Annotated in this window: 12 protein-coding genes; 5 read left to right on the forward strand and 7 right to left on the reverse strand. The window is 69.3% G+C overall.

Annotation, left to right across the window (positions count from 1 at the left end; genetic code table 11):
* Positions 1 to 139: 139 nt before the first annotated feature.
* From N2M23_RS14710 to N2M23_RS14720, 3 genes are all read right to left on the reverse strand, one after another.
* On the reverse strand, positions 140 to 1,459 hold the full coding sequence (locus N2M23_RS14710) for a glutaminase (protein WP_265446476.1): 1,320 nt from the start codon (positions 1,457 to 1,459) through the stop codon (positions 140 to 142).
* A gap of 62 nt (positions 1,460 to 1,521) precedes the next feature.
* A complete protein-coding gene (locus N2M23_RS14715) occupies positions 1,522 to 2,943 on the reverse strand; it encodes a hemerythrin domain-containing protein (RefSeq protein WP_265446478.1) in 1,422 nt (473 codons plus the stop codon).
* Positions 2,940 to 3,851, reverse strand: a complete 912-nt coding sequence (locus N2M23_RS14720) for an LLM class flavin-dependent oxidoreductase (RefSeq protein ID WP_265446479.1) — start codon at positions 3,849 to 3,851, stop codon at positions 2,940 to 2,942. Before N2M23_RS14720 ends, N2M23_RS14715 begins: the two co-directional genes overlap by 4 nt.
* A gap of 109 nt (positions 3,852 to 3,960) precedes the next feature.
* Here N2M23_RS14720 and N2M23_RS14725 point away from each other — a divergent pair, with 109 nt between their 5' ends.
* Both N2M23_RS14725 and N2M23_RS14730 read left to right on the forward strand, forming a co-directional pair.
* Positions 3,961 to 4,731 carry a DinB family protein gene (locus N2M23_RS14725; protein WP_265446480.1) on the forward strand — a complete coding sequence of 257 codons (771 nt, stop codon included), beginning with the start codon at positions 3,961 to 3,963 and terminating at the stop codon, positions 4,729 to 4,731.
* A complete protein-coding gene (locus tag N2M23_RS14730; protein ID WP_265446482.1) occupies positions 4,728 to 5,399 on the forward strand; it encodes a maleylpyruvate isomerase N-terminal domain-containing protein in 672 nt (223 codons plus the stop codon). The genes N2M23_RS14725 and N2M23_RS14730 overlap by 4 nt, the downstream gene beginning before the upstream one ends.
* Positions 5,400 to 5,409: 10 nt before the next feature.
* Here the strand turns inward: N2M23_RS14730 and N2M23_RS14735 are convergent, their stop codons facing one another.
* Genes N2M23_RS14735 through N2M23_RS14745 form a run of 3 tightly spaced genes read right to left on the reverse strand, consistent with a single transcriptional unit; the run spans position 5,410 to position 7,673 of the window.
* Positions 5,410 to 5,823 carry a VOC family protein gene (locus tag N2M23_RS14735; RefSeq protein ID WP_265446483.1) on the reverse strand — a complete coding sequence of 138 codons (414 nt, stop codon included), beginning with the start codon at positions 5,821 to 5,823 and terminating at the stop codon, positions 5,410 to 5,412.
* Positions 5,820 to 6,935 (reverse strand): DNA glycosylase AlkZ-like family protein, encoded by a 1,116-nt coding sequence (locus N2M23_RS14740; protein WP_265446485.1) that lies wholly within the window; start codon positions 6,933 to 6,935, stop codon positions 5,820 to 5,822. Before N2M23_RS14740 ends, N2M23_RS14735 begins: the two co-directional genes overlap by 4 nt.
* A 42-nt stretch (positions 6,936 to 6,977) precedes the next feature.
* Entirely contained in the window at positions 6,978 to 7,673 is a 696-nt protein-coding gene (locus N2M23_RS14745) for an alpha/beta hydrolase (protein WP_265446486.1), read from the reverse strand.
* Positions 7,674 to 7,795: 122 nt separating this feature from the next.
* Here N2M23_RS14745 and N2M23_RS14750 point away from each other — a divergent pair, with 122 nt between their 5' ends.
* Positions 7,796 to 8,515 carry a DsbA family oxidoreductase gene (locus N2M23_RS14750; protein WP_265446488.1) on the forward strand — a complete coding sequence of 240 codons (720 nt, stop codon included), beginning with the start codon at positions 7,796 to 7,798 and terminating at the stop codon, positions 8,513 to 8,515.
* Positions 8,516 to 8,534: 19 nt separating this feature from the next.
* Here the strand turns inward: N2M23_RS14750 and N2M23_RS14755 are convergent, their stop codons facing one another.
* Complete coding sequence (locus N2M23_RS14755; RefSeq protein ID WP_265446490.1) at positions 8,535 to 10,139, reverse strand: serine/threonine-protein kinase; 1,605 nt, start codon at positions 10,137 to 10,139, stop codon at positions 8,535 to 8,537.
* A gap of 81 nt (positions 10,140 to 10,220) precedes the next feature.
* Here N2M23_RS14755 and N2M23_RS14760 point away from each other — a divergent pair, with 81 nt between their 5' ends.
* Both N2M23_RS14760 and N2M23_RS14765 read left to right on the forward strand, forming a co-directional pair.
* Complete coding sequence (locus N2M23_RS14760) at positions 10,221 to 11,654, forward strand: FAD-dependent oxidoreductase (protein WP_265446491.1); 1,434 nt, start codon at positions 10,221 to 10,223, stop codon at positions 11,652 to 11,654.
* Positions 11,655 to 11,708: 54 nt separating this feature from the next.
* Positions 11,709 to 13,088 (forward strand): MFS transporter, encoded by a 1,380-nt coding sequence (locus N2M23_RS14765; protein WP_265446492.1) that lies wholly within the window; start codon positions 11,709 to 11,711, stop codon positions 13,086 to 13,088.
* The last annotated feature ends 67 nt before the right edge of the window (positions 13,089 to 13,155 follow it).

Genomic DNA, 13,155 nt, shown 5'->3' on the forward strand with positions numbered 1-13,155 from the left:
TCATACAGGTGTACGAACCGCGGGACAACCCTCTAGAGGCACGTATTCTTCGTGTTTCCAGTGCGATTCGCACTGCGGCACGACGTACGCGATGAGCCAGTTTGCGATCAGTCGGTCGCCGATCGAGCGGGCGATGCGATCAGCGCTTCTGCCGCTCGACGGCGGTACGACGGCGCAACCGCTTGTGGTCGGCGAACGGCGCCAGGTCGGGCGAATAGTCCGGCACGGGCTGACCGGCGTCCGGCTTCGGCAGTCGGTCCTCCGGATCGAGCACGGTCACCGCGATGCCGTCGAGCTGGACGCGGCGGACGAGCTCGGCGATCATGCGCTCGGCGACGTCGTTGAGCGAGTCGACTCGGCGTAGGTCCAGCACCAGGCGCTGGATGCCGTCGAGCTTGCCCTGCACGATCCGCAGCACGAGCTCTGCTGCGCTGAACTGAATGGTGCCCTGCAGGCTGAGCACCCGCACGTGGTGACCGCTCGGCGCACGCAGCACCCGGTCGCGCCGCACCACCGAGCGCGCGGGCTGCGGCGGCTCCATGATGTGCATGCCCATGTCCTTCGACATCCGGCCGCACAACCGCACTCCGCGCACGCTGGTGCCGTGCGAGTCGAGCCGCGGCGACAGCGTGGCGATCCCGATCTGACCGGGCAGCACGCCCAGGATCCCACCGGAAACGCCACTCTTTGCTGGAAATCCGATGGTCGTCATCCAGTCGCCGGCTGCGTCATACATCCCGCAGCTCATCATCACGCTGAGCACCTGACGCACGACGGCCGGCTCGACGACCCGCTGCCCGGTCATCGGCTGCACACCGCCGTTCGCAAGCGTCGCGGCCATCGCGGCGAGATCGCGGGTGGTCACCGAGATCGCGCACTGCCGGGTGTATCCGCGCACCACGTCCTCGGGTTCGATGTCGATGAGGTCGTAGTTGCGCAGCATGTTGGCGATGGCGCGATTGCGGTATGCCGTGTCGAGCTCCGAGGCGTAGACCTGCTCGTCGACGCTGAGGTCGCGCCCGGCGAAGCCGGACAGCCCGCGCCGCACCAGCTCGACCCGCTCCTCCACCGACGCGGTGCCTCCGCCGATCAACGCGTGCGTCGTCAAGGCCCCGGCGTTGATCATCGGATTGCGTGGCCGGCCCGACTTCGCCTCCAGCGACAGCTCGTTGAACGCCTCACCGCTCGGCTCCACGCCGACCCGCTTGAGGACCGCGTCCAGGCCCGACTCGGCAATGGCGAGCGCATAGACGAAGGGCTTGGAGATCGACTGGATCGACACCGGCACGTCGGCGTCACCCGCGTCATACCGCACTCCGTCGGTCGTCGCGAGACAGACGCCGAGGATCTCCGGGTCCGCGTCGGCGAGCTCGGGGATGTAGTCGGCGGTGGCGCCGGTGTTGGGCGAGCCACACTCGGCGAGGATCTGCTGGAGGTAATCGGGCACCGGAGTCTGCATGCGCCCATGGTGTCAACTGGCAGTCAATGCGCAAGTCGGCGCTCAGGTCAGCTGCATGAGCCCTAGAGCACCTGCTCCACCAGCCGCATCGCGTCGCTCAACTGATCCTCCTCGTAGGCGAGGTGGGAGTTGAGTTGCTGCTCGAAAACCGCTGCGAACTCAGCGATTTCGCCAAGCACAGCATCGTCACTCTCGTCGTGCATCAACCGCACCAGCAGCCGGTCGAGGTGCTCGAGTGCCTCCGCGATGACGTGGTGCTCCGCGGCCAGACGCTCCGTCACCGGCGCGACCGCCGGCTCGACGGCACGGAGCATCGGGAACATGTGGGTGTCCTCGCTGCCGTGATGACCCTCGAGTTCCCTTGAGAACAAGACACATTCGTGCGCCAGGTCACCCCGGCCCACGACACGCGCGGCATCGTTGACCGACGCCCGGGCGCTCTCCGGAGCCGCGGAACCCGCGATCACCGCGGCGACGGCGGCCCGGATGTCGGCAAGTGCCTCCCGCAGGTGCTCGTGCAGGCTGCGCAACCACCGCGCGTTCTGCTCGCCCATCGGCACGAAGCGCTGCGGCGCGATCGCCGGAGCGCCGGGCCGCTCGGCGACCGGCAGCCCACCCGCGTCTCCCCACGAGCCGACGCGCTCGATCACCGGTGGCGCAACCGCAGCACGGCGCGACCACCCGGTCGCTGCCCGGAGCGCGGGCGCGACCTGGGCGATGAAGGGCATCGCGCTGTAGCGATCCGACGCGGCCGGATCGACCACCACCGTGTCGAAGTCGAACTCCCGCACCAGCGATAGCAATTCGGCCACCCACTGCCGAGGCGGCCCGTGCAGGAAACCCTCGCTCCGGCTGGAGAAGACGCCCACTACACCGAGGCGACGACGCACCGTCGCAGGATCCACGCCGACGGCGCGAGCTCGCTGGACCAGACCGGCGACGGACGACGCGATCGACGCCGCATCCCGGTCGCGGGTCGAGGTGCCCCACGCGCCCAGCGCCACTCCCGCCGCCAGTCCTGCCTCGTCGTCGCCGACGGCACTGAAGTCGACATCGACCGCGGCCGGCACCGCCCGCTCCAGGAAGCCCGTGGCGGGCTCCCGGATCCAGTGCGCGTGCACCGCATCGCGCACGTCGAGTGCCCAGCGTGCGGCGTCGTCCGGAGCCGTGCCGGGCGCCGGCCGGAGACCGACCTGGAGACGGCCTGCGCCATACGCGGCGGCGGTCGCGGCGGCACGCACCCACCCACGCACCTGCGCCGACTCGGGGTCGGTCAGCACCACGTCGTCGACCAGCACGGCACTGTTTGCCGTGACCGCCAGCATCTGCATCGCGGCAACCCACGGGTCCGGTCCGTGCGGATCGTCGTGCACCGCCTGGATGTCGAAGTATCCGCGCTCGTCCGCACGGGCGGCGCGGATCGCGGTGTTCTCCGGCGAGGTGGTCTGGCCCGGCAGGTAGGAGCCGATGCGCAATTGGCTCATGCGACGGCGACACGCACCGGTGCGATGACTTCGGCGCCGAAGCGCCGGATCAGGTCGGTGCCGAGCGCGCCCGAGGCGTCGGTGATGCCGGTATTGAAGCCGCCGGCCCCATGCTCCAGCACCGCCGAGGTCAGCGCTTCGACCCACTGACGCGCCGATCCGCCGACCCAGCGACCGTCGTCCGAGCGGGTGCTCGGCAGGTCACGATCGGTGAGCGCGCCGCCGAAGTTGAAGATGGTGATGATGTCGGCCGGGTCGCGTCCCGCGGCCCGTGCCGCGTCGTCGATGTGCGCCCTGCCGTCACGGTAGGCCGACGTCAGCCAGTCAGCGCCCTGCTGCGGGATCCAGCCATCGGTCAGGCGGCCGGTGATCGCGAGCGTCCGTGGCCCGCCCGCCCCGGTCCAGATCGGCGGCGTCGGCACCGTCGCCGGCGCGAGATGCCCTACCCGGTAATGCTTTCCGGTGAAATCCATGGCGGCGGCGGGGCCGCCGGTCAGGCCGCGGACGACCTCGATCGCCTCCTCGAAGGCGTCGACCGCCTGCTTCGGTGTCAGCTGCTGCACGCCCATCCGCGGGATGTGCTGCCAGAACCCGCCCGACCCCAGGCCGAGCGCGAAGCGGCCGTCCGACTGCGCGGTCAGCGCGGCGGCCGTGCGGGCCAGCATCGGTGCCGGGCGCAGCGGCAGATTGGTGACGCCGACGTAGCCGCCGATCGTCGTCGTGGCGCCGAGCAGGAAGGCGGTGCCGGCATACGCCTCGATCAGGCCGGCGTTGTAGGGATGGTCCTGCAGCGAGAACAGGTCGAAGCCGGAGGCCTCCGCGGTGCGCACCAGCTCGGTACGCGCGGCGTCCTGCCCGACCTGGATGTTGGCCGGAAAGCTGAAGAGTGGGCGAGCCTGCAGACCCATGCGTGTCTCCCCTCGGTGCGGTTGACAGCACGCTAACCGCCCGCTGTCGCACTCGCTCGCCGAGCGGGAAAGACTGTGGGTTGTCACACCGCGGTGGGAGGCTGTCGTCATGACCTCGACACCGGAAGACCCACCTGCCGTCAAGAGCTTCCGCGACGCCAACCTGCGCGGTGCGCGTTTCCGCAGTTGCGAGTTGTCGGAGGCGTCGATGCGCGGAGTCATCGTCGCCGGCATGGAGGTCGACTCGCCGTGGCTCTTCGACGGCGACGAGCCGTTCCTCGTCAACGGCATCGACGTGCTGCCCTATGTCGGTGCCGAGCTGGACAAGCGGTTCCCGGGGCGCGGGCAGCGGCATGCCGACACGCCCGACGGTCTGCGCGACGCCTGGGCGGTGCTCCAGCGCGCCTGGGCGGCCACCGCCGAGCGGGTGGCGGCAATGCCGCCCGGCACGGTTGACGTCTCGGTCGACGAGGAGTGGTCCTTCGCGCAGACCCTGCGTCATCTGGTGATGGCGACCGACGTGTGGCTGGGCCGGTCGATCCTGGGGCGCGACCCCGGCTATCACCCGATCGGCCTGCCCTACGACGGCTACGCGGAGGACGGCAACGACACGTCCTACTTCACCACCGAAAAGCCAACGTATGACGAGGTGCTCGCCGCCCGGGCAGACCGCGTGGGGATGGTCACCGACTACCTCGCGCAGGTCACGCCGGAGGAGCTGCGCATCCAACGCGCCAACCCCTGGGCGCCGCAATATCCCGAGACGACGCTCAGCTGCCTGCACACCATCCTCGACGAGGAGTGGGAGCACCTGCGCTACGCCGAGCGGGACCTCGACGCGATCACCCGCGCGGACACCTCGGCCGGTGAGCGCCCGTGAGCACTGATCCCCTCACGATCCCTCTGGAGGAGGCGCGCACGGCCTGCGTGGACTCGATCGAGTCTTTCCTGGCGGCCACGGCTGCCATCCCCGAGCTGGACCTGCTCGATGCGTCGCGGTGCCGCGGCTGGTCCCGCCTCGATGTGCTCACCCACGTCGTCGGCGGATGTCAGGAGATGCTGACCGGGCTGGTCGACCGGGTCGACGACCCGCCGACCGTCGACGCCGCGAGCTACTGGCCCACCTTCCGGGCTCGGTATGGCGACGACGACCCGATCGCGGTGCTGATAGCGCAACGCCGGCGCGCGGATGCCTACGGACGCCCGGACTCCGCGCGCCGGCAGCTGCGCGATCTCGCCGCTCCCCTACTGCGCGGGATTGCTGCCCTGCCGGCGGGTCAATACCGCTGGGACAGTGAGATATTCGCCGGCGGCGACTACCTCGCCGTCTGGGCGGTCGAAAACGTCGTGCACCAACTCGACCTCGCCACCGACGCCCCGCTGCCTGCCTCGGCGCTGGAGGTCGGCCGGCGCACCGTGGATGCGTTGTTGTCGACCCCGTTCCCGACGGAGTGGACCGACGAGCAGGCGGTCTTGGTCGGCACCGGGCGCGTGCCGGTGCCGGAGGGGCTGCCGTCATACGTTGCGCAAGTGCCGGTGCTCGGCTGAGCGAGCGGTCTCAGCCCGCCGACACCAGCAGACAGAACGGGTGCCCGGCCGGGTCGACCAGCACGTAAAGCGGCTCGTCCGGGTCGTCGCTGCGGTCGAAACGCAGGGTGGCACCAAGAGCCTCGGCCCGCGCGCGCTGCCGCTCCAACTCCTCCCGGGACGACACCCGGAAGTCGTGGTGCATCTGCTTCGGCACCACATGCGACGGCCAGGTCGGCCGGTTGAGGTGCGGCACCTGCTGGATCGCGAACACCCGCCCGCCGTCGGCGTCGAGCAGCACCAGCCAGTCGGCGTCGTCGTCGCCGGTTGCGGGCGCCTCGTCCCCCGGTCGGTAGTGCAGACCGAGGAACTCGCGGTAGAACTCCGCGAGGCCACGACAGTCGGTGGCATCGATCGCGGTGTGCATCAGGATCGGGAGGGTCATGGCGACTCCCAATGTAGGTCGAGTGCGAGCCAGCGGGCCAGCGACGCGATCTCCCGATCGACCGCCGAGGTCATCGCGGCAGTGAAGTCGACGTCGCGGTGCAGTGCGTTGATCCGCAGCACCCCGTGGTCCAGATCGGCCTTCGCATCCAGCTTGCCGACGAACCGATCGCCATACAGCACGGGGAGCGCGTAGTAACCCCAGCGGCGCTTGGCCTTCGGCTTGTACATCTCGAGCTGGTAGTCGAAGTCGAACAGCTCGGTCATCCGCTTGCGGTCGAAGATCAACCGGTCCAACGGCGAGAGGAGCGCCGCTCGTCCGCGGAACGGCTGCCCCAGCTGCTCCGGGTCGACCCGCCATCGCCCGCGCACCCCCTCGACCACGGCCTCCTCCCCCGCACGGCCGGCGTCATTGCGCTCACCCGACGGCAGCTCGGCGGCGCGGCCCCGGGCGATACCGAGCGATGTCAGCCGGCGCCGGTCACGCTCGGCCACCGCTTCGGCGTCGGGCACGACATCGGTCTCGGGATAGACGCGTTCGGCGAGGTCCCAGACGCGCGCACCGCTGCGATCACGCCCGGCAACCGCGACCTCTCCGCGCGCCGCCATGAAGTCGAGCATCCGCACGACGTTCTGGTTGTTGGTCCAGCCGGTCGAGCGCCACGGCACCTCGCAGGTGTCCTCGAACGCGGCGGCCGGATGCGGACCGTCGGCACGAAGCTGCGCCAGGATGTCGTCACGACACAGGAAGTTGGCCTCGAACCACTCGGAGTGGGCAATCTCCCAGTCCCGCAACGGCGTTCGCCCCGGCCAAAGCGCCATCTCGGCACGAAACAGGCGGATGTCCGCCGCCGGGCGCACAAAGGTGCCGAACTCGATCAGCTCCCCGGACGCGACCAGGTCGTGCAGCTCCCCGGGCCGGTATGCCGGGCCCAGCCGCGACCAGCAGACCAACTCGGGGCTGGGCGCGACCGCGTTGACCAGGTCGACCTGCACCGCATAAAGGTGGCCCAGGACTGCCCGCAGGTCGGTCGGCCGCGGCGCGCTCAGCAGCTGTGCGCGCACCGCGATGCGGCGCGCGTCGGCCTTGCTGAGGTGATGCACCTGCGGCATACGCACGACCGTATGCCGCAGGTGCGACAAGCGGAACCTTGGTCAGCCGGCGGTCGCGGCAACCGCCTCGTCGATCAGGTCGGCGATCGCGGCCGGCTGCGACGCCAGCGACGCGTGGCTGGCGTCGAGCTCGATGGTCTTCTTCGGGTTCATCCGCTGAGCCATCCGGCGTTCGTTGTCCGGGTCGATCATCCGGTCCTGCGTCGACACCTGATACCAGGTCGGCTTGGCCTTCCATGCCGGCTCGGTGACGTTGTCGCCGAAGGTCGACGCGAGCGGTGCCTTCTGGGTGACTGCCATGACGAGCGCCTGGTCCGCCGGCAGGTCCTGGCAGAAGCTCTCGCCGAACTTGTCCTGCTTGACCCAGAGGTAACCGTCCGAGTCCGGCGCGAGGTTTGCGATCGCCGCCGGCGGGTGCTCCTCGCTGATCCCGCCCGGGCTCTCGCCCGCGTCGGGTGCGAAGGCAGCGACATACACCAGGCCGACGACATTCGGCTGGTTGCCGGCCTCGGTGATCACCGCACCGCCGTAGGAGTGGCCCACGAGCAGCACCGGTCCGTCGATCTGGGCGACCATCTTGCGGGTGCGTTCGGCGTCGTCGGCCAGGGAGGTGAGCGGGTTCTCGACCGCGCGCAGGTCGGTGTAGCCGCGCTTGTTGAGTTCGGTGATGACCCCGGCCCAGTGGGCGGCGCCGCCCCAGAAACCGTGGACGAGTACGACTGCCGGCTTGTCGGCCATTGGTGGAACCTCTCGATCGGGGAACCTGCGGACGATCTGACAACCGCCCAAATCAACCTAACAACATCCGATGCCTGGCGGAGCCGGAGGAATGCCCAGGTTTGGCCCGGTGTTTCACCACCATGAAGGTGGACATCTGGTCTGACATTGCCTGCCCCTGGTGCTACATCGGCAAGCGTCGCTTCGAAGCGGGCCTGAAAAGCTTCGCCCACGCTGACGACGTCGAAATCGCCTGGCACAGCTTCCAATTGGACCCATCCTTGCCCGAGCATTTCGACGGCAGCGAGGTCGACTACCTCGTGGAGCGCAAAGGTATGCCGCGCGCCGGCGTCGAGCAGATGACCGCGCACGTCAAGGCACAGGCCGCCGAGGTCGGACTGCACTACGACTTCGACAAGCTCGTGGTCGCCAACAGCCTGCGAGCCCACCGGCTGCTGCATCTGGCCGCCCGCCACGGCGTGGCCGACGCGGTCAAGGAAGCGCTCCTCTCGGCCCACTTCGAGCGCGGCGTCGACATCGGCGATCCGGACCGCCTGACCGAGATCGGCACGGCTGCCGGGTTGGCCGCGGACGAGGTGCGCGCCGCACTCGATGACGAGACGCTGGCCGCCGAGGTCGAGGCCGACTTCGCCCAGGCACGCGCCTACGGGATCCAGGGCGTGCCGTTCTACGTGATCGACGAGAAGTTCGGCGTCTCCGGAGCCCAGCCCGCGGAAGTCTTCACCGACGCACTCAACCAGGCGTGGGCCGACGCGCATCCGCTGGTCATGCCGGCGGCCGAGGGCGCGGTCTGCGGTCCGGACGGCTGCGACCCGGTGGACCAGGTGGCCGAAACCAAATGAACCCAGCAGGTTTGCTCGATCAGACCTCGGGCGTCCAGTAGGTGACGATCTGCTCGGTGAAGACCGTGCCGTCATCGGTGGTGACCGTGAAAATCTGCGGCGTGATGCTGTAGACCGACTGATTCTTGGTCATCAACCAGCCGTCGCCGACCCGACTGACTTCATGGAGCACCGTCGAGCCGGCGCTGTCGTCCCAGCCCTTGTAATAGTCGGGCTGAGTGTCTCCGCCCGTGTCGCAGATCGCGAATTTCGCATGATGGGTCACCGACGGATCGGTCCTGCTCGGGTATGCCGTGCTGCCAACGGCCAGCGCCTGATCCCTGCCTTCGCAACGCGCACTGGGTTGATCGGTGAACCCCTGCCGATCCCAATTGGCGTTGACCGGAAGGGGTTTGACGGCCTTGCTGGCTGCTGCAGGACTGTCCGCCGACCGCTGACCGGCGATGGCGACCGGGTCTGACCCGGACGACGACGGATCGCTGCCGCCATCGAAGGGGTGGAAGAGCAGAGTGCCGGCGACGGCGGTCGCACCGACCACGATCGCCGCGGTCCCCCACAGCCACCGCCCGCTGCCGCTCCGGCGACTCGGCCGGCGTCGTTGCCGGGCAGTGCCATCGGCCGCGGTGTGCGGGGGGTGGACCGGGTGCGCTGCGGGGCGCGATCGATTTCCGGGCGGTGAGTGCACGGCCGGCAGCGCCTGCGAACGCACCGCCGGCGGGCTCCCCCGGTGCGCGGTCGGCATCGGCCGAGAGAGTTCTCGATGGACGTGGGACCGAGCGCTTCCCGACAGCGCCTCGGCGGCATCGCGCACCAAGGCCCCGGCGGTGGCCGGACGATCCGCTGGGTTCTTCGCAAGCGCCTGCCGCAGCACGCTGTCGAGCGCCGCCGTGTCGGTGTCGGGTAGCCGAGCGGGCAGGCGCGGCGGGGCGTCATACAAGTGCGCTCTGATCAGTTTGCTCAAGTCACGATGCGCGAACGGCGCTGTGCCGGAAAGACATTCGTAGAGGACGCAGCCCAGCGCGTAGACGTCGGAGCTTGCGGTCACCGGCGTCTCGTCGAAGCGCTCCGGCGCCATGTAACGCACCGAACCCAACGCGCTGCCGTCGCCGGTCACCCGGGTCTCGTCGGGACGCGCGGCGATCCCGAAGTCCGCCAGATAGGCAAAATCTCCATCGGTGACGATGATGTTTTCGGGCTTGACGTCCCGGTGCACAAGGCCGTCGGCGTGCGCCGCGTCCAGTGCGGCAGCGACCTGCCCGAGCAATGCCAGCGCGCGCGTCGGCGTCAGCCGGCCTTCGCGGCTCAGCACCTCGCGCAGTTCTTGGCCACGCACCAGTCGCATGTCGATGAAGAGCACACCGTCGATCTCGCCAAAGTCGTGGATCGGGATGATGTGCGGCTCGCCGAGCCGGGCAGCCAGCCGCGCCTCCCGACGAAATCGCTCGCGGTAGGCCGCGTCGGACGCCAGGTCGGTCGGGAGCAACTTCAGCGCGACGGTGCGTTCGCGGACGGTGTCGTATGCGGAGTACACGACGCCCATGCCGCCACGGCCCAGCACCTCCCCGAGCCGATACGGCCCGAAAGTGCGTCCGTCCGAGGCTGATTCGTTATCGTCTTGGCTCATTTCGTCCCCTCCCGGCGCCAACCCCCTGCCTGGCCGACACGTCTTCACAGTATGCAGACGATCACGCGACGGGGCGCGTTGATGGCAGCCACCGCAACCGTAACCAGCGGCCTTGCCGCAACCTTCGACAAGTCCGCGGCCGCGGCGTCGGCCACCAGCAGCAGCGGGCCACCGACCAGGCAGGACTGGATCGCGTTCGCGCGCACCGTCACCGGGCCGGTGTACCTACCGGGCACCGCGTCATACACCAGCGGAAAGCGGCTGTTCGACCGGCGATTCGACGACTCGTCGCCGGCGGCGGTGATGGTCGTGGAGCGACCGGCCGACATCGCCAAGGCGATGGCATTCACCACCCGATTCGGCATGCAGGTCTCGGCCCGCAGTGGTGGCCATTCGTATGTCGGGGCATCCGCAGCGGCCAGCACCCTGGTGCTGGACCTGCGTCCGCTGCGCGGCGTCCGCTACGACGCCTCGAGCGGCACGGTGCTGGTGGGTGCCGGTGCGGGGCTCTTTGACGTCAAGCGGCAACTGGCGGCGCACGGCCGCGCGCTGCCGACCGGCACCTGCCCGACGGTCGGTGTGAGTGGACTCACCCTGGGTGGCGGCCTCGGGGTGGAATCCCGGGCGCGCGGACTCACCAGTGACCGACTGGTCGCGGCGACACTGACCCTGCCCGACGGCCGGTCGGTGACCGCGGACCGCGCCCACTTCCCGGCCGCATTCTGGGCGCTGCGCGGCGGCGGTGGCGGAAACCTCGGGGTGGTGACCGCACTGCGCTTCGCGACGCACGCGGCGACCAGCAAGGGGATTTTCACGCTCACCTTCGGCGGTGGCGCGGCGGCCAAGGTGATCACCGGCTGGTCCCGCTGGGTGTCCTCCGCGCCGAGGTCGCAGTGGGCCGGCGTGCACATCGATGCCCTTGGCAACGGTCGCCTGCACGTCAGCATCCTCGGGGTCACCGAGGCCGGCGCCGAACGCGTCGCCGCAAGCGCGGTCCGTGCGGCAGTGCGAGTGGCGCCCGTCGCGCAGAACTACCGACAGTTGAGCTACCTCGACAGCGCCGTCTACCTGGGCGGTGGCACGACGTCGGCCCGGCAGGGATTCGTCGGAGGCTCGGACGTCTTCGCCGACCTGACGGCGGACGCCGCGGGCGCCATCGTGCGCGCCGTGACCGACCGGTCGCGCGCCGGCGGCACCGGCAGCGCACTGCTCGACCCGCTCACCGGTGCCGTCGGTGATCCCGCCGCCGATGCGACCGCGTTCCCCTGGCGCGATCACCTCGCGTCGCTGCAGTGGTATGTCGGGGTCGGCGGCCCGGGCGGATACGCCTCGGCGGACAGCTGGCTCGGTGCCGCGCACCGCGCGGTCGGTCGCTGGTCCGCCGGCGGTTACGTGAACTACCTCGAGAACGGTCAACCGCCGTCGCGGTACTACGCGGCGAACCTGCCGAAGCTCGCCAGGGTTCGCGCCGCCTACGACCCGGACAGGAGGGTGCACGGCGGCCTCACCCTGTGATTGAAGTTGAGGTACTCGTCCGACGAATCCGGTGCCGGTATGCGAAAGTGCAGCGTGACCTCGCTCAGCCCCGACTTCGCGCCAGTCTCCACCCCGGAGCAGCAGCGACTGCAAAAGAGCTGGTACTGGTACGACTGGGCCGCCGCGTCATACGTCACGGTGACGGCCGCGGTGTTGCTGTCGCCCTACCTGACCTCGATTGCCAACAAGAAGGCGTGCCCGGGGCAGCCGAGCGGCGACACCTGCAACGCCAACCTCGACGTGCTCGGGCTGGGCATCGCGCCGGGTTCGTTGGTGCCGTACACCCTCACCCTGTCGACCGTGCTGTCGGCGATCGTCCTGATCTTCGTCGGCGCTATCGCCGACCGGTCGGCGCACCCGATCCGGCTGCTCGGCGTGTTCACCTACACCGGCGCGACTGCTGCATCCGCGATGGTCTTCATCGGCGGCACGAACTGGGGACTCGGCGTGATCCTCGCGATCGCCGCCAACCTCTCGCTCGGCGCCGCCCTGATCGTCTACTCCGCGATCATGGTGCGGATCACTCCCCCGGACGACCGTGACCACGTGTCGTCGCGGGGCTGGGCGTACGGCTACCTCGGTGGTGGTTCCCTTCTCGCCGCGACGCTGGTGCTACTGCTCTTCTACGACAAGATCGGCCTCGACAAGGAGGGCGCGGTCCGGGTCAGCTTCCTGGTCGCCGGGCTCTGGTGGGCATTCTTCGCGATCATCCCGCTGCGCGGGCTGGCCCACCTGAAAGGAGTCCGGGTCGAGGCGACGTCCTCGGTCATACGGGGCAGTGTGCGCCAGTTGCGCGCCACGTTCGCGTCACTGGGCAGCTACCCGCAGACCAAACGGTTCCTGTTCGCCTACCTGTTCTACAACGACGGCATGCAGACCGTGATCGCCGTGGCCAGTCTGTACGGCAGTAAGCAACTCGGTTTCAGCGAGAGCCAGCTCGTGGTGACGATCCTGCTCGTGCAGTTCGTGGCGTTCTTCGGCGCGCTCGCGTTCGGCCGCCTCGCCTACCGGCACGGTGCGCAGCGGATGATCTACTCCAGCCTGTTCCTCTGGACCGCGGTCGTCTGCATCGCGTGCTTCCTGCCCGAGAAGCAATTCGTGCTCTGGCTGCTGGTCGCGGTCGCCATCGGGCTGGTGCTCGGCGGCAGCCAGTCCCTGTCCCGTTCGCTCTACAGCGGACTCATCCCGGCCGGTCGCGAATCGGAGTTCTTCAGCCTCTACCAGGCGATGGAACGCGGCACCAGCTGGCTCGGCACGCTCGTCTTCGGTTTGGTCTATCAGTGGTTCCGCGACTACCGTCTGTCGATCGTGGCGTTGGTCATCTTCTTCGGTGTCGGTGCGATCGCATTGCGCGGCGTACGGGTGCGCGAAGGCATCGTCGCAGCCGGCAACACCCCGCCACGGGTGGTCTGAGCCAGGCTCGCGACCCGCGCTCGTGCGTTGTCAGCAAACTGACAGGCACGAACGGCAACCATCCGAG

Source organism: Flexivirga meconopsidis (assembly GCF_026162425.1).
Lineage (GTDB): Bacteria > Actinomycetota > Actinomycetes > Actinomycetales > Dermatophilaceae > Flexivirga > Flexivirga meconopsidis.

What these genes read in the sequence shown, in the direction of transcription:
- N2M23_RS14710 (WP_265446476.1), bottom strand. Translation starts at nt 1,459, where the DNA reads ATGCAGACTCCGGTGCCCGATTACCTCCAGCAGATCCTCGCCGAGTGT.
- N2M23_RS14715 (WP_265446478.1), bottom strand. Translation starts at nt 2,943, where the DNA reads ATGAGCCAATTGCGCATCGGCTCCTACCTGCCGGGCCAGACCACCTCG.
- N2M23_RS14720 (WP_265446479.1), bottom strand. Translation starts at nt 3,851, where the DNA reads ATGGGTCTGCAGGCTCGCCCACTCTTCAGCTTTCCGGCCAACATCCAG.
- N2M23_RS14725 (WP_265446480.1), top strand. Translation starts at nt 3,961, where the DNA reads ATGACCTCGACACCGGAAGACCCACCTGCCGTCAAGAGCTTCCGCGAC.
- N2M23_RS14735 (WP_265446483.1), bottom strand. Translation starts at nt 5,823, where the DNA reads ATGACCCTCCCGATCCTGATGCACACCGCGATCGATGCCACCGACTGT.
- N2M23_RS14740 (WP_265446485.1), bottom strand. Translation starts at nt 6,935, where the DNA reads ATGCCGCAGGTGCATCACCTCAGCAAGGCCGACGCGCGCCGCATCGCG.
- N2M23_RS14745 (WP_265446486.1), bottom strand. Translation starts at nt 7,673, where the DNA reads ATGGCCGACAAGCCGGCAGTCGTACTCGTCCACGGTTTCTGGGGCGGC.
- N2M23_RS14750 (WP_265446488.1), top strand. Translation starts at nt 7,796, where the DNA reads ATGAAGGTGGACATCTGGTCTGACATTGCCTGCCCCTGGTGCTACATC.
- N2M23_RS14755 (WP_265446490.1), bottom strand. Translation starts at nt 10,139, where the DNA reads ATGAGCCAAGACGATAACGAATCAGCCTCGGACGGACGCACTTTCGGG.
- N2M23_RS14760 (WP_265446491.1), top strand. Translation starts at nt 10,221, where the DNA reads ATGGCAGCCACCGCAACCGTAACCAGCGGCCTTGCCGCAACCTTCGAC.